This window comes from Endozoicomonas numazuensis (genome assembly GCF_000722635.1).
Classification (GTDB): Bacteria; Pseudomonadota; Gammaproteobacteria; order Pseudomonadales; family Endozoicomonadaceae; genus Endozoicomonas_A; species Endozoicomonas_A numazuensis.
Window position 1 is genome coordinate 875,129 of the sequence record NZ_JOKH01000003.1, and the last position, 19,001, is coordinate 894,129.

The window sequence follows — 19,001 nt, forward strand, 5'->3', positions numbered from 1 at the left end:
CTCCTTCACCTTTTTATTGGGCTCATGGCTGTTATTCTTGATGATGCAGACCCTGTGCTTGGTGAAGTATCAGGCTGCATTCCAGCTGTTGGCTGATGATTGAGGTGCTATCTGTTAGAAAGTGTTTCATAAACACTTTCGATGCTCATGGCTGTTTATTCCTTATCCTTTTGCAGGGTAGAAGCATCAGGAATAAGTATTATCACTTAGCCGTATAACTGATGCAATAGTTGGGATTATCTAAAGGTGATTTTTTTTACTCTGGTTTCACCTCTTTTTACAGAGGCACTCTACCGTGAAAAACCTTCTAAGATATAAGGATTAAGAACAGCTCGTTTCCACAATAGCCGCATGTCAACACTGCTCAGCCCAGCATCACTACACACTGACTCCCAGCTTGACTCTACCGTCTTGATCTGAAAATCGATAATATCCTTGGCTTCTTGCTCACTTAAAAGGTACGCATTTGCAGACTTAAGGCAGATTGAAAGCTGACTCTGCCTTTGCCCTCCACGAATCAACATTGCCTGAGACGCTATATTTCCTGAACGGCCTTGAGGACAGATATCATAGGCAGGCGTCAGGGTATAACCGTTACCATCCCAAAAAGCTGCATGATTTCTGGCATGATCATCAGTATTTCCACAGATTATATTAAAAGTGATTCGGCCAAACAGTTCACGCAGGGTATCGGATGCATTCACAAAGTTTGCTCTTACCAGATCAGCAAGCTGTTCATAACTGGCATAACGTGCCTGCATTTCATTAAGCCCCAATAATGTCAGAGCCGATACCATATGCTTTCTCAACCAACCTGATTTGCTAGCTTCCCGATCAAACCTTTCGACCAATAGAACATCCTTGCCAGCAGAAGACTTCAGACTCACATTAGCCACTTTGATACCCACCAGGCTGGCAAGTTTCATAGCTACATATTCAGCTTTCACAACACTGTACAAGTCAGAACTTGAAGAAAACTTGGCAATGTACTTTTTGCCCTGGTCCTCAATCTGGGCTTTTGGACGAGCACCTCCAATGGAGGTTCCATGGTAAAGCGCTTGCTCAAGCTCAACAGGTACTGACATGCCCTGCTCAACTCTCTCTGCAGCCTCAAGCAATTCCGCCATTGAAACGCCCTCAGAAAGTCGGGGAACATAATCAAAAGCAGACCGCTGAAAATCCAGTGCTCCCACTCTATCTGAACCTGACTCAAGGAGGTATGTCAGTTCAGAAAGTAGAGCCGTATCAATATGTCCTTTTTTTAACCCTAACAGGCGGTTAATAATAACTCTGCGGCCCCAGGCATCTGGAGAGGCATCACGAATACAACCATGAATTTCATGACCCGCGTCAGGTTCAAGAATACCCGCTTTTAGTGGTAACTCTGGTTCAAAAAGTGCAATAGCATTCTTTCTTTGTAAATAGCTACGTCCATAGTTAAAAACCAACCGATCACCATCCAGGGTTAACCTCCCTGCCACCACGGGCTCAGTTTCTTCTTTTAACCAGACCCAGACAAACGCTTCCCGATACTCAGAAGTCATCACCTACCTCCTTATGACGTTTTCGTATTCGATCAGGTAGCAACCTGATTTTATCTTCAACTCTGTCCAGCTTACCTCCCATAGAGACAGGCTCACTCTGAAAAAGAGGAACACCGGTCAAAAAAGCCACCTCAAACACCAGACCGATAGCACAGGACAGATTACCCTTTTCGATCTTTTGCAATGTAGCCCTGGAAATTCCAGCCCTTTCAGCACATTCCACCTCGGACCATTGACGCTGTTTTCTACCCAGCTTTATCTGCTTACCCAGTAGAATGACGGCTTCTTCAGAGTATCCGGAATAACGTCGCGCTTTAGCCATAGATCAACCATGAGATCAATTTTGACTTTAATAATAGTCACAAAATAACCTTATGGCTAATATAATAATCAATCTTAACAATGGCGTGTCGAAAAGGGTTCAGGTCTCCCCCTGAATATCATCCACCCAGTGCGCCGGTCAGCCAGAATTTGCAAGGGTGGTAACAGCTCAGCAACAGACACCAGAACTAAAAAAAGCACACAGAAAAAGTAGCGCTGCCAATGGCGCCTGAAGAACCATCCCAGGTTCCAGAAAACCAGAGTTAGAAAAATTAACGAGAAAAGTATCAATAAGGTTCCCCCCTCCCACCCGGGATAAACCCGTATGGCAGTCAGAGGGAGGGAGGAAAACAGCAATGTTCGACTGAATAATGATCGACTGAATAAAGTGGTTCAGGTGCCTTTGCCCAGTCATCACTCATTTTTCAGACCTCTGCACCAGAGGCAGAAATCTGACTCATTTTAGCTGCTGCTTTTCAGGTCCTGTTCCAGAAATCCAATCCAGGAATTAGCCTTACCGCGACTGCTCTTGATTTCGGCAGCTTTGCGCATCAGCTCCAGAGACCTTCGAGTATCCCCCAACTGATAATGGGCCATACCCGATAAAAACAGCATTTCACCAGTATGTTTGTCTTTCATACCCTCAGCAGGATCTGCAGCAAGCTTTAGCAACTCATCAAAGCGTTCCGACTGAGCGAGCATACGACCGAGCTTTAACTGCAGGTCTGCATCGCTCTTCAAGGCCAGAGCTTCATAAAATGCCTCAACTGCTCTTCTTGACTCCTTGGCATGGGACCAGAAGTTAGCCAGACGCTTATAATTGTCAAAGCTAGCTTCAACAATCCCTTTGTCCAAACCCTCCTGATACACGATCCCGGCCTGATAAGGCACACGTCTGTAAGTCAGAAAGTTAGCCAGCTGAGTGTAATCGCTTTCCTTATCAAAGAGACCGTGGCGATAAGCTGCACGCAGAGCAGCCAAAGCCTGACGATCACGTTTAATAGAGATATTCATGCCAGAAAGTTGTAACCAATACTTCTTCTTTTCTGGCGCAATCTTAACCAGGGTCTCCAGAACCTTAATGGCACTGGGGATATCCTTAAGTTCATAATGCGCAGCCAGAAGCAAGGTGTACCAGGATTCAGGCGGCTCTTTCGAAACCTCTATCGCTTTAGTAGCGGGTTCGATCACGTTCTCCCACTGATTCAGCCGGGAGTAACCATTGGCCAGCATAATCCAGGCTCTGGCAGGAACTGCCACTCCCTCTTCGAGGTTTGCCATCCATTCCAGCAGAACTTCCACCCCCTCCTTGTACTCACCTTTCATCATTAAAAGCTGAGACAAGTTGTAGCGTACTTGCTGAGCGGCAGGTACATGCAAGCCATCTTCAGATAGAGAAGCTCTAAAAAACTTCAGTGCATTATCAAACTGCTCCTGATTGGCATAAACGACACCCAGCATCTGGTTAACAGCTGCTTTGTCGTACTTGCTGCCACTCACCTTACCAAGAACATGCTCAAGACTCGCCTGAGCAGCAGGGTAATCATCTTCAGCTAACTGTTCCTGAGCCTTCAGCAGGTATTTATAGGTAATCTGCCTCAGCTCAGGGGCTTTTTTAGGTGCTGCACTCGCAGGTTGAACCATCGCTACATTCAGAGTGGCACTCAGCCCTACAACCATTAAGGAGAGCGCAGCCTTTCTGGGGAGCAATCGCTTTATTCCATTCATGGTTTACTCCAGCGTAAATTCATATTCCTGCTGCTGGGTTCTGGCTATGGCAATACCATCTTCCATTGCAGGCTTGAACTTCCATTTGGCGGCGGCCTTTTTAATGGCTTTACCAAATCCCTTGCCTCTTGGCTTTTCTTTAAGAATTTTTACGTCAGTCACACGGCCATCTTTGGACACCGTATACTGAAAAACGACACTCCCACCCACACTACTTTGAAGCGCTTTCCGAGGGTACATCGGACTGAACTTGTTCAGAGGCACAGGGCCACCACTAGCGGACAAACCACTGGAGGCAAAGGAACCTGCTCCATCTCCCACCGCCAGATCAAGATCAACATCCATTTTTGGAATGTCCATTTTGACCTGCTCAATCACCGGTTTATCCACCTGTTGGGAAATCTTCATTTCCGGAGGAGGCGGCGGCTTTTTCGGCTGAGGTTTAGGGATTTCCCTTTTCTTTTCTTTAATGGTCTCAGGTCGCTGCAACCGGATAAATTCACTGATACGTGTATCATCAGCTTTTGCCAGCTCATGCTTATTGCTGTTAACCAGCGCATTCATGACGGCAAAAAGACCCAGTGCAACAGCAAAGCCAAGACCCAGAGATATCAGATAACGCATGGGCGCCTCCAGCCTTACTGCTCTTTCGCTGAAATCGAGATACTGTAGACCCCTGCCAGCCTGACCTGATCCATGACTTCAACCACGATACCGGACTTGGATTCCTTATCCGCCTGGATAACCACAGCCCCTTCCGGGTTTTCTGCTTTCAGTCGCTCTACGTTGGCTCGAACAGCGCCTACTTCCACTCGGCGTTTGTCAATCCAGACAGCGCCTGTGTCACTGACAGCAATCATGATATTGCCTTTTTTGACTACCTGAGCAGAGTTCGCAGTAGGTCTGTTTACGTCGATGCCCGCTTCCTTAATAAACGACGTTGTCACAATGAAGAAGATCAACATAATGAACACGATGTCTAGCATCGGGGTCATATCGATTCCTGCATCTTCCTGAGCGCCGTTACTGTAACGTCTTCTCATTTTTCGTTCCTCCCACCCTGCACTTCATGGATGAGTTCTTATTGTTTTTATTCTGCCTGGCCCCCATTCCCACACTTAACGGTGAGAATGGGCTTTATCCAACAGCCATAGCTTAATGCTGTAATGAGTCTGAAACCTGATGCGTTGCCCGGTTAGCACGTTTCTCCAGCAAGGCACTGAAATAAAGGCCAGAGAGGGCTGCCACCATACCCGCCATAGTCGGGATCGTCGCTTTTGAAATACCTGACGCCATCGCTCTGGGGCTACCTGTCCCTGTGACGGCCAGTACATCAAATACCGAAACCATGCCCACGACAGTACCTAACAAACCCAGCAGTGGGCAAAGTGCTATCAGAGTCTTGATCATGGGCATCCCGCGATTCACACTCAGAGAGACTTCAGAAATCATGGCCAGACGGATCTTTTTGGCATTCCAGGACAATTTATCTGCCCTGGCATCCCAGTCGGCCATGGTTTTCTTAATCAGCTTTGGGTACTCAGTGAAAAAGTAGAGATAACGCTCAATCACCAATACCCAGAGCAGCAGAGTCAGTACAAACAACATCATCAGTACATCGCCGCCCATGCCCAAAAAACGGCGGATGGATTCGAGCTCTTCTATTAACCAGAGCATATCCAATTCCTCCCTTTCTCTTATTAAGTGACGGGTTGCGCGTCCTGAGGACTTACAGAAGACCTCACATTACGGACTCCAGAATTCAGATCCTGCTCCTGATGCTTGGCAATAAAGCCTGCACTCTGCTCTTCCAGAATCTGAATCATACGACGGCTCTTGCTCTGAACCAGACTGTGTGCAAACAGGGTTGGAATAGCGACCACCAGACCCAGCATCGTGGTAACCAATGCTTCAGAAATGCCATTTGCCATCAGCTTGGGATCACCTGTACCAAACAGGGTAATCGCCTGGAAGGTCGCAATCATACCGACAACAGTACCCAGCAGACCCAGCAGCGGCGCAACGGAGGCAATCAGTTTAATGGACCCCACACCTCGCTCAATGGCCGGAGCAGAACGCATGATAATTTCGTCCAGCTTGAGCTCCAGTGTTTCAAGGTCAGATTCGCGGTTGTCCTGATAGGTCTGCATGATTTCACCCAGAGGATTCCCCTTGATGACTTGCTCAGACTTCTGCTGCTTGCTCACACCCAGACCGATACGGGTCAGGTTCAAAAAGCAGAACAATGCCAGCAACATGCCCAGGGCACCCAGACCAAGAATGACATAACCAACCACACCACCCTGGTCGATTCGTTCAGTCACACTGGGGCTTTGAACCAGCAGAGACAGGATCTGACCACGTGAGGGATCAATATAGAAAGGGACAAAGCCGGCAGTAGACTGTTCCAGCGCTTCTACCGAAGAAAGAATGGACGAATCTGGCTGACGGGAGAGTTCCTGAAACTTACCCACAGCAGGTGAATAGTTCAGGTATTTTCCATCGGCAATCGCGTTGAAAGTACCCACACGGATAATCTCTTTCTGGGCTTCATTGCCTTCCCCATACACGACAGTTGCAGGCATTTTAACCACACGGCCTGCCTCTACCATCTCCTGAAAGATTTCATGCCAGAACTGTTCTAACTTCGCAGTGGTTGGCAATTTTTTACTTTCAGCCATTTCCGCCATAAAAGCGGTTCGCTCAGGGTACTGAGCGGTCGTCATGGAGGCTTCAAAAACCCCCCGGTTGTCTCCGGCAAACTGACGAACCACACCAAACAGCTCTTTCAATTCACCGGAGCGAATATCCAGCGTATTTTGCGTTTCTTTCAGGGCCTGTTCGTTAGTATCAGACTGCTTAAGCAGTTTATCACTCAGGGTTTCCTGAGCTTTTAACTCCGCTTTAGCCTCTGCCAGCAACTGTTGCTGGTTATTTTTCTCACTCAGAAATCGAGCTTCACGGGCACGGTTGTCACGACTTTCTGTGACACCATCCTGCTTTATTTTGTCCAGCAGACCTTGCAGAGCGGTCAGACCTGTCTCAGCAGAGGCTGGAGCCGCAAAACCTACGGCCATGGCGATAGCAACCGGCTTGATCGCCTTTCTCAGTCCGTAAAACAGTTCGTAAAACTGTCCGTAAAAAGAGTTTTGAAGGTACTTCATCACGCATCCTCCGCTGTGCGAACAGGCAGTTTGATCAGGTTATGCGGAGCCTGCTTGCGGGCAATTTTCAGACCCTGATTAACACCGGCACGGTAGCTTTCCGGCAGGACTTCCCATTGGCGGGTTTCCTTGTTCCACTGACCGGTTTCAGCACCATCCAGGGATTGATACAGCAGCGCTACACGACCGATACGGAGGAAGTTATAAGTACGGGTATCGTCGCCCTCACCCAGACTGGCTTCATAGGCTTCAATAGTGCGGCCAAAGTCAGTTTCAATCTGGTAGGACTCAAGAATCTTGCGGTATTTTTCCGAAGTAGTGACGTTCGGGCTGTCCAGAGTGGCTTGTAGGCGAGTAACACGATCACGGCGCTCTTTCATCTGGAAAGGAACATCCAGTTCAATAAACTCTTCCAAAGCACCGACCATTTTTAACATGAGAGGCGTAATCTCAATATTGGTCTGATCCAGCGTTTTAATTTGCTCCAGCATGGATTCAATTTCAGTTTGCTGGGCAGTCACCACTTTTTGCAGCTGGCGGTTATAAACTTTCAGCGCCTCTACCTGACGGATCACGCTTTTGTATTCGGCTAATAACTCCTGAGTCTGGTTCGATAGATTATCTACCTTGCCCTGGGAGATTTGAGAAGCCTTATCAGTTTTTTGCTGAGTGGATAACGCACTGGAAAGAGGATCTTCTGCCAGTGCAACGGGGGAAAGTATTGAAGCCGACAACGCAGTACTTAATGCAAGTACACTGCACAGGCTTTTAACCTTGTGAGTTTTTATTTTCATTTTGATCATGGACTGCCATTTCCCATGAGGGTGTTGTTATTATTTAACGAGTTTTCATCTAAAGAGCCTGAAGCACGGCATAACCGTGCTCCACTGTTTTCAGATTCCTGTTAGAACTTGTAGGAACCTTCAATATAGTATGTACGACCTACTGGGTTATCATAATCGATTGCATAGAACGGAGAGAAAGCTTCCAGAGGATCGGCTGGAGGAGTTACATCACCAATATTGGTAATACCGAAGCCAATAGAAGCATTCTCATTGAAGCGATATTTACCAGAAAGATTCACTGTTGTCATGCTACCAACTTTGGTTTCATAGCCTGCGTCCTTGGCGGCATCACAGTCTGTGAAATAGTAGTCATTAGCAAACCCTGAGCAGAAGCTGCTTCTGTATTTCAGAAACAAATTCGCACTCAAGTTCTGGTAAGCCCACCCCAAGCTCAGTGTTGACTGAACACCTGGTTCATACTCAGTAACATCTTTCACTGGATCAGTGTCTGAAGTCTGAGTTTCACGCTTGATCAGATGTGTCACAGAGAACTGCGTATTAAATTCACCATACTTAGTCTCTGGGAATGTATAGCGAACAGAAGCATCAACACCTTCAACGGTTTCACCCGCTTGGTTTACAGGTCCGTAAATCACAGTATCGATGGTCCCTACAGTCTGACCTTCTGCAGGAGCATTACGTATAACCTGGGCACCGGCATAGCGGCTAGGATCTGCAATTACTCGACCCAGCTCAGGATCAACAACCAGATCTTTCAGTTCAATCTTGTACCAGTCTGCAGACAGCGTCAGATTATCAGCTGCTTCCCAAACAACACCGAATGAGTAGTTGGTTCCAGTTTCTTCTTCCAGTTCTTTATTTGCACCAGTTACAACATCAAAGTACTGAGTACCACAAGCTACTTTTCGACCTTCTTCTGTACCAACATAAGCATCACAGTATGTTGGATCTAAAGAATCATTAAAAGCGTTAACACCAGCACCGAACAAGCGCTGCATATCAGGAGCCCTAAAGCTCTTGCCCCAACTACCGCGAACCAACACCTCATCAACTGGACGATATGTGAAAGATACTTTTGGTGTTACAGCTGAGCCTGTGTTTGAGTCATCTTTATAATCGTCATAACGTGCGGCAAGTGTCACTTCCACCTTGTCGACTACTGGTACAAGAACTTCTGCACCGACCCCTACCTGAGTTCTCTTGCCACCACCAGATGTGCCTCCGCTACCTACATAAATGCCGTCAAGCGTTCCCTGGTCTCTTTTATCTTCATACTTGGTTTTATTTATTTCTGCGAAGGTAGCAAAGCCAGCAGTTCCTGACGGAAGTTCGAACAAATCTCCTGACAGACTGGCAGTGTAACTCAATATGGAAGACTCAGCATCTGTAGTGCTTTTACCTGAAATCCGATCAACAACACTTTGAGGAATTCTCTCAAATAAATTCAACTCACCAGACTTAACCATTGCATCCAGTTCAGCTTGAATTATTTCAGGGCTGGAGGTTTCTACTTTTTGCTTGGTGTAGCCGACAGACATTTCCCAATCATATTCGTCCATCAGCAAACCATTTAACCCAGCAAAGCCCCCATAATACTGACTGTCTGCCCCACTTTGACGTTCTCCAAACTCAACCATCCTCCGAGTATATTCCCCTTTAACGGGATCCGATGTACCGAAGGTTGGATTTCCAGGATCTGTTGCTGCCAATTCCACGTCATAAGCATTTGGCTCAAAATAGGCCAATGTTTCTTTTTGACCTAACCTCAAACGAGTAAAAGCAGTTATATCTTCTGATAGATCAAACTCAAAATTAGTCATCAAATCATAAGATTCATTTTCTGGCTTCAGCGTTCTGTGAGCTGAACGATTGTAACCGCACTTACCATCTGATCGATCAACACCATTCCCTCCTACAACAGCCTGACAATCACTAGGAGTAAATATGCGACTATCATCCGCCTCAAAACTAGCGCCATAAGAGCTGTAAGCAGCCAGTTGGCTACGATCACTCATGTCGCTATCAGCCCAGTCCCTATCCTTATTGCGCAACATTTCGTTACCCTGAATCTGGGCAACAAAAGTCACTCTGGATCTTTCCGTTGAAGTTCCTGCTAACAGTTCTACTCGGCCATTAGCATAGCCTCCATCATGAGCATCACCTGCTCTGGCTTTTATCTCAACACCTTCATAATCTTTTTTAAGAATGACGTTTACAACACCACTAATTGCATCAGAACCATAAATTGCAGAAGCACCATCAGTAAGCACTTCAATTCGCTCTACAGCAGCAACAGGAATTTGTCCTAAATCAGCAAAACTGGTATCACCATTGGCCCCAAGTGGAAACATGGGAAGTCTTTTACCATCAATAAGAATCAAACTACGCCCAACTCCCAAGCCACGTAAATTTACAGCTTGAGCAGTAGGTGTAAAAGTAAAAGCATTCTGTTGGTTTAACGATCCACCGGTATTTTGATTAAGAGAGTTAAGGGCTTCAAATATGTCAGTGTAACCACGAGTTTCGATATCGTCAGCAGATATAACTGTGACTGGTGATGCGCCTTCTACATCCACCCGAGATATCCGAGAGCCAGTCACTTGAATCTTTTCAAGCTTTTCGACTTCTTGCTCTTCTGCAATGGCCATTGTTGAGCCAGCAGAAGCCCCCATAGCCACGACGACGGCCGTGCTAAGTGCAGTCCTTCTGAACATGTTATTATTTTTCCTTGCTATCCACTTATAGTGTTTATTATTGGCCAGCTTGAGCTTTTGGCTCCTTGCCACTACACCGCCATTCCCGGCAGGTGACCTCTCGACTGTCTTGCTTTCGATCAAGTTGTAGACACCTGACCGGCTTCAGACACCTGAGGTAATCCCTATTTAACGCAACAACTAAACCCACTCCCCAACAGGTTTAATACATAAAAGGGGCTCCAGCCCAGGAGAGCTTCCAACTTAATCGTTTTCAGCTCTTAGCCCGCTCAGGGCTGTATTGCCTGTTCCATCACAGCGAGTAATAAAACTGGCATTTCTTTTTTTTATTCGCCGATATCTTCCGGCTTATCTATAAATTTCACTTTTTACAGGTAATACTTCGCCACGCTGCGATTTAATGAGATTAAAAAGCAGTTTCAACAGAGCATTATTTAATCAATGCAGGCTTGAAAGAACTCCGTATTGATTACTTCCTGTAATACTTTTGAAACCATACGACTGTTTCAAAATTGTGACGCAGTGTGAATTTAAATCTTTTCAATACGTAAAATCAACTATAAATATTGATCAAATTTTAAGCTGTCCTATTACACCCTGAATTAAGTCGAATGATAACCCCCCAAACCCCTGACAAGACAAGGGCTAAAGGTTTGTTTTTCATTCATGATTTTGTGTAAAAAAATATCAAAAGAGATTCTTGAATTGTGACTCTTTTCACGAAACCCACAGATTTAGTAAAAACTTATTAATTACTAAAAATAATAAATTTAATTTAATGTGAATTTTTATTCATTTAATTAATATATATACTCAGCTATTGTCGTTTATACCGTTCAATTAATGGTCAATGACTCGTGACTTGTAAAAAATAATGGAATAGTATTTTTCAACTTTATGAGTCGGCCAAAGAAGTAAACCAGAGAGTGTGCTGATTAATTGATCACGGGCTTTCCAATACAATGGAAAACAGCTGACATAATAATCTTGCTCAAAAGTCATCCAGAAAAATATTTACCTGAATAATGACTATAAAAAGCTTTGAAACCATTTTAATGTTTGGGTGATCTTTGAGCCATGATTTGCACCGCAGCTGTTGAACGATAAATAGACAACACATTGCGACTAGCCAAAAGCAAGGACGTTACACTCATATCTAACCCCGATGAGTGCCAGATAATAAAGAGAATGCCGTTACAATGAATATAAAAAGAGCCATTGGTAGTTACCAACATCTGCAGTTTAAGCGAAAAACTCTATCCGCACTGATTGCGACTTCCCTGCTTTTGACCGGGTGCAGCCAGCTTTCCATTGAAGCCAAAAACACTTCAACACTCTCACCCAGTCACGCATCCTCATTACCAACGGTTAATATCCCATACCAAAAATTTGTTCTCGACAATGGGCTGACAGTCGTTGTTCACGAAGACAGAAAGGCTCCCGTTGTGGCGGTTAATGTCTGGTACAAGGTGGGCTCAAAAGATGAACCTTTCGGCAAGACTGGTTTTGCTCACCTGTTTGAACACCTGATGTTTAATGGCTCGGAAAATTTTGACCAGGACTTTTTCGTCCCCTTCCTCAGTGCCGGTGCTACCGATATGAACGGCACGACCAACAATGATCGCACTAACTATTTTCAGACAGTGCCCACTCAAGCTTTGGATATGGCGCTATGGATGGAGTCCGATCGAATGGGACATTTCCTTGGCGCCGTCACTCAGGAAAAACTGGATATTCAACGAGGCGTAGTACAGAACGAAAAACGTCAGGGTGAAAACCGCCCCTATGGCAAGTCCTGGGGACAAATGGCGCAAGACACTTTCCCTGCCGGGCACCCATACTCCTGGTCTGTCATTGGCTCTATGGAAGATCTGGATGCAGCCAGCCTGGAAGACGTTAAGGGGTGGTTCAAACAATATTATGGCCCCAGTAACGCAGTGATTGTGCTGGCTGGTGATATTGATGAAAAAACAGCCAGGGAAAAAGTCGGTCAATACTTTGCAGACATTCAGCCCGGCCCTCCCCTGAGCGTACCCGGTGCCTGGGTAGCCAAACGCACAGGCGAAAAACGTCGTGTAATGCAGGATCATGTTACTCAGCCCCGATTAACATTGAGCTGGAACATTCCTCAGGATGGTGCCAGTGAAAACATCGAAATCCAGTTACTGGCCTCTATTCTCGGTGATGGTGAAAGCTCCAGGCTCTATCAACGACTGGTGAAAGAAGAACAACTTGTGACCGATGTTTCTGCTTCCATTTATTCAAGACTTCTGGCAGGCCAAATTTACATTAGCGCCGATGCAAAGCCTGATGCAGATCTTGCAAAAATAGAAGCCATCATTCGCGAAGAGCTCGATAAAGCCCTGCAAGAAGGTATAGAACAAGCAGAGCTGGATCAGGCTCGCATTCGGTTTACAGCCAACTTTATCCGTGAAACTGAACGCGTGGGTGGCTTTGGGGGTAAATCTGACATTCTGGCCTCTGGAGAGGTTTATCATGGCAATCCCGGCTTTTATCAGGTTTCTTCGCAACATCTGACACAAGCGACTCCTGATTCTATTCAGACAGCCGGTAAAAAATGGTTGAACGACGGTGTTTATATACAAACAGTTCTGCCATATCCCAAATACACTGCAACCACTGAAGGCGCCGACAGAAGCCAGTTGCCTGCTGTGGGCGATGGTAAAAAGCTGGACCTGCCCGAGATTCAGCGCGCTGAACTGAGCAACGGCCTGAAGATTGTTCTGGCCAATCGAACCAGCACCCCGATGGTGTCCATGCGTCTTCAGTTTAACGGTGGGTTATCCAGTCATCAGAATTATGGTCCGGGCGTACCTGGCTTTACTCTGGAAATGCTTAGAGAAGGTAACGAGCAGCGGGATAGCGCTGGACTTCAAACAGAGCTGGACAAACTGGGTACCACTTTATCGACCTCTATCTCAGGGGATCAGGCATCTGTCAGCTTGAGCAGCCTTTCTTCGAATCTGGTTCCCAGCCTGGGTATTCTGACCGAAATGGTGACAGCACCCGGGTTTGACCAAGGTGATATTGATCAACTGAAAGCACAAAAGCTGCAGCAAATCGGTCAGGAAAAAACCACTCCAACTTCTCTTCTTCAAAGAGAGCTGCCCCATGTGCTTTACAGCGCAGACCACCCCTATGCTACACCCGCTACAGGTTCAGGAAATGCAGACACTCTGACTTCTATCAAGCGCAAGACAATTGTCGACTATTATAACGACTGGATTCGACCCGATAATGCCACGCTGTTTTTAGTTGGTGATGTTAATTTAGAGCAGTTACTGCCAGCACTGGAACAAAACCTGGCAACCTGGAGTGCACCTGAAAAGGCGATCCCCCAGGTGAAATTCCCCGAAATTGCCCAACCCAGCCAACCCAAGGTTTATCTGATCAACCAGCCTGACGCACAACAATCCACCATCGCCGTAGCTCAACTGTTACCCGCATTAACCTCAGACCAGCTGGATGAAGAATTGTCTTTCAGTGTTTTCAATGACCTGCTGGGCGGAGAATTCACTTCTCGAATCAATATGAATCTTCGGGAAGAAAAGCGCTGGTCCTACGGTGCCCGATCCTACAGCAGGGATACCAAAGCCCAGAGACCTTATCTGATTCGTACTTCTGTTCAAACCGATAAGACGGGCCCCGCACTGGCAGAAATTCGTCATGAACTGCAAGCGGTGTTTACTGATGAAATGGCCTCTGCTGATGAAGTCACCCGCTATCGTGATAACCGCCTCAAGGAACAGGCGGGACGCTTTGAGACCAATGATCGTTTGCTGAGCGCCATCAGCCGGGTCGAAACCTACAACCTTCCGCAGAACTATCTTGAGCAATACGCTGATCTGCTCAAAGGCATCGATACCGAATCCGTTCGAGCAGCCGGAGACAAACGACTCGATCCTGAAACCATGATCTGGATGGTCGTGGGTGATCTGGAAAAAATTGAAAAAGAAGTCCGGGCACTGGGGCTGGGTGATGTAGAGATACTTCAGCCCAAGGGGTAAACAGCAAGCGGTGGGAATACTCTCACCGCATTTCAGAATGACACCTTTACTGATCTGGATTAACCTTTCCTGCATTTCTAACCTGAGCAATAGATGATCACTAAAGACCCCGTAGAAGGAGCAGCAAGCCAGTTTCAACTCTCTATGAGTGCTAATGAAGTCATAAAGTCACTGAGAGAAGATAAAGAAGCCTACTTCCCTCATGATGTAGTTGGCTTTCAGGTTCAAGGATTCAGTTTAATAACTGCCTGGCGCAAATATAAAAAGCTGAGTCAGGAACAGTTAGCCGACAAAATGGGCATTAGCCAGTCTGCAATGGCTCAGATTGAAAATCGTGATTCAACGCCTCAGCTCAAAACGCTGGAACGTGTGGCAGAAGCCTTGGGTATTCAAGTTGAACAATTGCAGAAATGATGAGAATTGAAATGATGACGTTTCCTTGACCAATATACTGGTCATTGCAGACATAAGGTTTGGATAGGCCTCACACTACAGGAATTGAAAGCACCCCATATTTGACTTACCGACACTCTTGTATATGCTTGGCATATGCTAAAAATAAAATTGAGGTTCCTATGCGTACAGTATCGATTTTCAAGAATGGCCGAAACCAGGCTATTCGACTCCCCAAAGACATGGAGTTTGAAGGCATCAGCGAACTTGAAATAATAAAAGAGGGTGATCGAATCATTCTTAAACCCGCTCGCCCTACATGGTCTTCACTGGCAGACTACGACCCTGCAGATGATGATTTCATGTCTGAGCGCAGCGATATTATTGCTGATGAAGGTCGTTTTGATTCATGAAAAAGCTCTACATGCTGGATACCTGCATCTGTAGTTTCATAATGAGAGAACAACCTATAGCCGTTCTTCAGCAACTGGAAAACAAAGTAAAAGAGCAAAGTCGTATTGTTATTTCAGCCATCACCTACGCAGAAATGCAATTTGGCTGTATTGGAAAAAAAGCTTCGCCCAAGCATCAAGTTTTAGTTGATGCTTTTTTACAACGGATTGACGCAGTACTGCCCTGGGATCGTCAGGCGATTGATGCCACAGCCCTAATAAAGAAAGCACTCACAGAAAAAGGCACACTTATAGATGCAAACGACACTGCAATTGCAGGACATTCCATTGCAACGAACAGTGTTTTAGTCACGAATAATATCCGTGAATTCAAACGTGTGCCTGACTTGATGTTCGAAGATTGGGTTCAGTAACGAATTCAATTGAAATGATGACGTTTCCTTGACAAATAAGTAGAATCCGACATCAAGGCAACTAAGCAGACATTACCCGACTCTGCATACAAGGATATGCTTCAGTAACCCTGGAGCACCAGTTATGAATAGCGCTCATGGCTGAAACAATAATTAAAATAACGGGAATGAAGTTATTATGAACCGAAAAGCAACCAGGTATCTGGCTGCCACGCTGACTGCGGCTACTCTGCTGACAGGCTGCTCCGGCCCCTGGAATGACCCTAACCCGCCGACAGATCCAGAAATTAACACCTACTTCGGTAGTTTTATTAATCGCCCCAAGCATCTTGATCCGGTTCGCTCTTACAGTGCAGAAGAAGGTCTTTTTCTTGACCAGATTTATGAGCCGCCACTGCAGTATCATTTCCTGAAACGCCCTTATGAACTGCAACCGGCGACTGCTGAGAAACTTCCAGAAATCACGTTTCTCAATGACCAGTTAGAATCCGTTTCCGACAGTGAAACACCGGCCTACAGTCTGGTCACTATAAAGCTCAAGCCCAATACGCTTTACCAGCCTCACCCAGCCTTTGCCAAAGACCAGGAAGGCAACCCGCTGTATCTTTTCAGTACACCCGCAGAAAGTGCACCTTATATACTTTTGCAGGACTTTCCGGTCACTGACACCCGCACCCTGAAAGCAGACGATTATATTTATCAGATCAAACGAATGGGCGACCCCATCAACAAATCTCCGCTGATTGGGCTCATGTCTGACTATATCGTAGGGATGAAAGCGTTCGGTCAAACAGTCAAAGAGGCACGCCAAGAAGATCAATGGCTTGATCTGCGAGACTTTGAAATGGAAGGTCTCCAGAAAGTTGATGACTTGACGTTTACTATCCGCATCAAGGGTTCCTACCCTCAGTTTCAATACTGGCTGGCTATGCGTTTCTTTGCACCAGTCCCGTTCGAGGCCGATCGTTTTTACCACAACCCCGGCTTTGAGAAGAAAAACCTGACACTGGATTGGAATCCGATTGGTACCGGCCCCTTTATGATGACCCGGAATTCCCCCAATCGTGAGATCATTCTGGAAAAAAACCCGAACTACCGGGACGACTTCTATCCAACGGAAGGTTCTGAAAACGATGTCGAGCGTGGTTATCTTGCTGATGCAGGAAAAAAGCTGCCCTTTATCGATAAGGCTATTTTCCGCTATGAGAAAGCAGCTACTTCGCAGTGGAGTAAATTCACTCAAGGTTATTACGACCGCTCCGGTGATGGTCACTCCAATATAAATACAGCCACATTTGATCAGGCTTTCACTGTGGGACCTGATGGACTAGAGCTAACCAAAGAGCTGGAAGGAAGAGATATTGTAGTGGATGAAGAGGTTAGACCTTCTATCTTCTATACCGGCTTTAATATGCTTGATCCCGTTGTTGGAGGATACACAGAAGACAAACGTAAGTTACGTCAGGCTATCAGCATCATTTTCAATGATCAGGAATACATCGACATTTTTGTTAATGGCCTTGGGCAGATCGCTCACGGTCCCATACCACCAGGGCTGTTTGGCTACCGTCCTGGCGCAGAAGGTATGAACCCCTTTGTATTTGACTGGGATGAAAAAACCAATAGTGCTGTCCGCAAACCTATTGAAGAAGCCAGGAAGCTACTTGCAGAAGCTGGCTATCCCAATGGGCGTCATGCTGAAACAGGTGAGCCTCTCATTCTTTATCTCGACACCACCGCAAAAGACACCAGCCCAAATCTGGACTGGATGAAAAAACAATTTGCCAGATTAAACATTCAACTTGAGTTCCGAACCACCGACTACCCCCGCTTTAAGGAAAAAATGCGTCAGGGGAATACCCAGATTTTCCGCTGGGGCTGGTTGGCGGATTATCCAGACCCTGAAAACTTTCTGTTCCTGTTGGACAGCCGGCAAGGACTGGTGAAGTGTGCGTGTGACGGAAGTAATTCATCCAACTATGACAGTCCCGAATTTGACCGTCTCTATGACCAGGTTAAATCTCTTCCCAATGGACCCGCAAGACAGGCAGCCATTGATCAAATGGTTGAAATAGTTCAGAAAGATAGTCCATGGATCTGGGGCTTTAACCAGAAAGATTACTACCTCTCCAACCACTGGGTCTTTAACACTAAACGACACGGCATCAGCCAGGGGACTCTGAAGTACGTTCGCCTTGATGAACAGATCAGGGCAGAGAAGCAGGTTGCCTGGAATTCACCCAATGTGATTCCGTTGCTGGGCAGTATTGGCTTACTTCTTGCTCTGATCATTCCAGGAATAGGCGCCTACCGTCGCAGGCAAAAACTGACCATAGAAACAGAATAATTATAAAAACAATGTCGGACGGACACTGAGATCCAGTGTCCGGTTCCAGAGATTTCAGGGTTACAAAACAGCCATGAGCGATAAAAAATGCTTGTATACATACTAAGAAGACTCTTTTACGCACTGCCGATTCTTATTGGCGTTAATGTTCTGACCTTCCTGCTGTTTTTCGTGGTCAACACTCCGGAAGATATGGCAAGGGCTCATCTGGGTGACAAATACGTTACTGAGGACGCTATTGATAACTGGATTGAAGAAAAAGGCTACGACGATCCTCTGTTCTACAACAGTGAGTCGCAAGGCACAGGCTCATTCACCGAGACCATCTTCTTCAATAAATCACTCAAGCTCTTTGCTTTTGATTTTGGTCGTTCCGATGAAGGCCGGGATATCAGCTCAGATATCTCAGACCGCATGGGCCCCAGTCTGGCTCTGGCGCTACCCACCTTTATGATTGGTGTCTGGGTTAATATTTGTGTTGCCCTGATGGTGCTTATGTTCCGTGGCAGCCGTCTTGACCGTTTTGCGGTTGCTATCTTTGTCACCCTGATGTCCATCTCTTATCTCTTCTACATCATTGTCGGACAATACTCGATCGCGAAGCTTTCCAAACTGGTGCCTGTTTCCGGATTCAATGAGGGGATTGATGCCTGGCGCTTCCTGATACTCCCGATCATCATTGGCATCATTGCCGGTATCGGGGCTGGAGCCCGCTGGTACCGTACCCTGTTTATCGATGTGTCAGGTCAGGATTTCTCCCGAACCGCTCGCGCTAAAGGCGTAAGCGAAGCCGGAGTACTGTTCCGTCATATTCTGCCTAATGCCATGCTGCCGATTCTGACCGGGGTGGTCGTGGTTATCCCCACCCTGTTCATGGGAAGTCTGGTTATGGAGTCATTCTTCAGTATTCCCGGGCTGGGCAGCTACATGCTGGATGCCATTCGAGCTCAGGACTTTGCCATTGTCCGTGCCATGGTCTTTCTGGGGTCAGTGCTTTACATCACCGGTCTCATTATGACTGACATTTCATACACCTGGGCTGATCCCCGGGTAAGACTGAACTAAGGAGGCTGACAGAAAATGGACAGCTCGGCCTAAAGTCCAGAAAGAACGGTCATCTTGTTCACTGA

Annotated in this window: 15 protein-coding genes; 6 read left to right on the forward strand and 9 right to left on the reverse strand. The window is 46.4% G+C overall.

The features are described from left to right. Positions 1–290: 290 nt before the first annotated feature. From GZ78_RS16555 to GZ78_RS16595, 9 genes are all read right to left on the reverse strand, one after another. Positions 291–1,544, reverse strand: a complete 1,254-nt coding sequence (locus GZ78_RS16555) for a type II toxin-antitoxin system HipA family toxin (protein WP_034838111.1) — start codon at positions 1,542–1,544, stop codon at positions 291–293. After that, positions 1,534–1,866 carry a helix-turn-helix transcriptional regulator gene (locus tag GZ78_RS16560; RefSeq protein WP_034838112.1) on the reverse strand — a complete coding sequence of 111 codons (333 nt, stop codon included), beginning with the start codon at positions 1,864–1,866 and terminating at the stop codon, positions 1,534–1,536. The genes GZ78_RS16555 and GZ78_RS16560 overlap by 11 nt, the downstream gene beginning before the upstream one ends. A 461-nt stretch (positions 1,867–2,327) precedes the next feature. Then, positions 2,328–3,593: a tetratricopeptide repeat protein gene (locus tag GZ78_RS16565; RefSeq protein ID WP_152558786.1), complete on the reverse strand. Its 1,266-nt coding sequence runs from the start codon at positions 3,591–3,593 to the stop codon at positions 2,328–2,330. 3 nt (positions 3,594–3,596) lie between these two features. Continuing rightward, complete coding sequence (locus tag GZ78_RS16570) at positions 3,597–4,217, reverse strand: TonB family protein (RefSeq protein WP_034838117.1); 621 nt, start codon at positions 4,215–4,217, stop codon at positions 3,597–3,599. Between the two features lie 14 nt (positions 4,218–4,231). Continuing rightward, positions 4,232–4,636, reverse strand: a complete 405-nt coding sequence (locus GZ78_RS16575) for an ExbD/TolR family protein (protein ID WP_034838121.1) — start codon at positions 4,634–4,636, stop codon at positions 4,232–4,234. A 112-nt stretch (positions 4,637–4,748) separates the two neighbouring features. After that, complete coding sequence (locus tag GZ78_RS16580) at positions 4,749–5,270, reverse strand: MotA/TolQ/ExbB proton channel family protein (protein WP_034838124.1); 522 nt, start codon at positions 5,268–5,270, stop codon at positions 4,749–4,751. A gap of 23 nt (positions 5,271–5,293) precedes the next feature. Further along, positions 5,294–6,757, reverse strand: coding sequence for a MotA/TolQ/ExbB proton channel family protein (locus tag GZ78_RS16585; protein ID WP_051786256.1), 1,464 nt, complete (start codon positions 6,755–6,757; stop codon positions 5,294–5,296). After that, entirely contained in the window at positions 6,757–7,560 is an 804-nt protein-coding gene (locus tag GZ78_RS16590) for a DUF3450 domain-containing protein (protein ID WP_201772727.1), read from the reverse strand. The genes GZ78_RS16585 and GZ78_RS16590 overlap by 1 nt, the downstream gene beginning before the upstream one ends. Positions 7,561–7,661: 101 nt before the next feature. After that, entirely contained in the window at positions 7,662–10,400 is a 2,739-nt protein-coding gene (locus GZ78_RS16595; RefSeq protein WP_201772728.1) for a TonB-dependent receptor plug domain-containing protein, read from the reverse strand. A gap of 1,076 nt (positions 10,401–11,476) precedes the next feature. Here GZ78_RS16595 and GZ78_RS16600 point away from each other — a divergent pair. The 6 genes from GZ78_RS16600 (at position 11,477) to GZ78_RS16625 (ending at position 18,936) form a co-directional block, all read left to right on the forward strand. Next, positions 11,477–14,305 (forward strand): M16 family metallopeptidase, encoded by a 2,829-nt coding sequence (locus GZ78_RS16600; protein WP_051786257.1) that lies wholly within the window; start codon positions 11,477–11,479, stop codon positions 14,303–14,305. Between the two features lie 93 nt (positions 14,306–14,398). Continuing rightward, the gene (locus GZ78_RS16605) at positions 14,399–14,719 is read left to right on the forward strand and encodes a helix-turn-helix domain-containing protein (RefSeq protein WP_034838127.1); all 321 of its coding nucleotides are present in this window, start codon (positions 14,399–14,401) and stop codon (positions 14,717–14,719) included. Positions 14,720–14,880: 161 nt separating this feature from the next. After that, positions 14,881–15,111 (forward strand): type II toxin-antitoxin system VapB family antitoxin, encoded by a 231-nt coding sequence (gene vapB / locus GZ78_RS16610; protein ID WP_034838130.1) that lies wholly within the window; start codon positions 14,881–14,883, stop codon positions 15,109–15,111. 11 nt (positions 15,112–15,122) lie between these two features. Continuing rightward, positions 15,123–15,524 (forward strand): type II toxin-antitoxin system VapC family toxin, encoded by a 402-nt coding sequence (locus tag GZ78_RS16615; protein ID WP_201772742.1) that lies wholly within the window; start codon positions 15,123–15,125, stop codon positions 15,522–15,524. Between the two features lie 178 nt (positions 15,525–15,702). Further along, on the forward strand, positions 15,703–17,871 hold the full coding sequence (locus tag GZ78_RS16620) for an ABC transporter substrate-binding protein (protein ID WP_034838135.1): 2,169 nt from the start codon (positions 15,703–15,705) through the stop codon (positions 17,869–17,871). A gap of 87 nt (positions 17,872–17,958) precedes the next feature. Next, positions 17,959–18,936, forward strand: a complete 978-nt coding sequence (locus GZ78_RS16625; protein ID WP_034838138.1) for an ABC transporter permease — start codon at positions 17,959–17,961, stop codon at positions 18,934–18,936. Positions 18,937–19,001 lie beyond the last annotated feature (65 nt).

Coding starts and splice junctions, on each gene's coding strand:
- GZ78_RS16570 (WP_034838117.1), bottom strand. CDS start 4,217: ATGCGTTATCTGATATCTCTGGGTCTTGGCTTTGCTGTTGCACTGGGT.
- GZ78_RS16600 (WP_051786257.1), top strand. CDS start 11,477: ATGAATATAAAAAGAGCCATTGGTAGTTACCAACATCTGCAGTTTAAG.
- GZ78_RS16625 (WP_034838138.1), top strand. CDS start 17,959: ATGCTTGTATACATACTAAGAAGACTCTTTTACGCACTGCCGATTCTT.
- GZ78_RS16615 (WP_201772742.1), top strand. CDS start 15,123: ATGCTGGATACCTGCATCTGTAGTTTCATAATGAGAGAACAACCTATA.
- GZ78_RS16565 (WP_152558786.1), bottom strand. CDS start 3,593: ATGAATGGAATAAAGCGATTGCTCCCCAGAAAGGCTGCGCTCTCCTTA.
- GZ78_RS16560 (WP_034838112.1), bottom strand. CDS start 1,866: ATGGCTAAAGCGCGACGTTATTCCGGATACTCTGAAGAAGCCGTCATT.
- GZ78_RS16590 (WP_201772727.1), bottom strand. CDS start 7,560: ATGATCAAAATGAAAATAAAAACTCACAAGGTTAAAAGCCTGTGCAGT.
- GZ78_RS16605 (WP_034838127.1), top strand. CDS start 14,399: ATGATCACTAAAGACCCCGTAGAAGGAGCAGCAAGCCAGTTTCAACTC.
- GZ78_RS16575 (WP_034838121.1), bottom strand. CDS start 4,636: ATGAGAAGACGTTACAGTAACGGCGCTCAGGAAGATGCAGGAATCGAT.
- GZ78_RS16555 (WP_034838111.1), bottom strand. CDS start 1,544: ATGACTTCTGAGTATCGGGAAGCGTTTGTCTGGGTCTGGTTAAAAGAA.
- GZ78_RS16620 (WP_034838135.1), top strand. CDS start 15,703: ATGAACCGAAAAGCAACCAGGTATCTGGCTGCCACGCTGACTGCGGCT.
- vapB (WP_034838130.1), top strand. CDS start 14,881: ATGCGTACAGTATCGATTTTCAAGAATGGCCGAAACCAGGCTATTCGA.
- GZ78_RS16580 (WP_034838124.1), bottom strand. CDS start 5,270: ATGCTCTGGTTAATAGAAGAGCTCGAATCCATCCGCCGTTTTTTGGGC.
- GZ78_RS16585 (WP_051786256.1), bottom strand. CDS start 6,757: ATGAAGTACCTTCAAAACTCTTTTTACGGACAGTTTTACGAACTGTTT.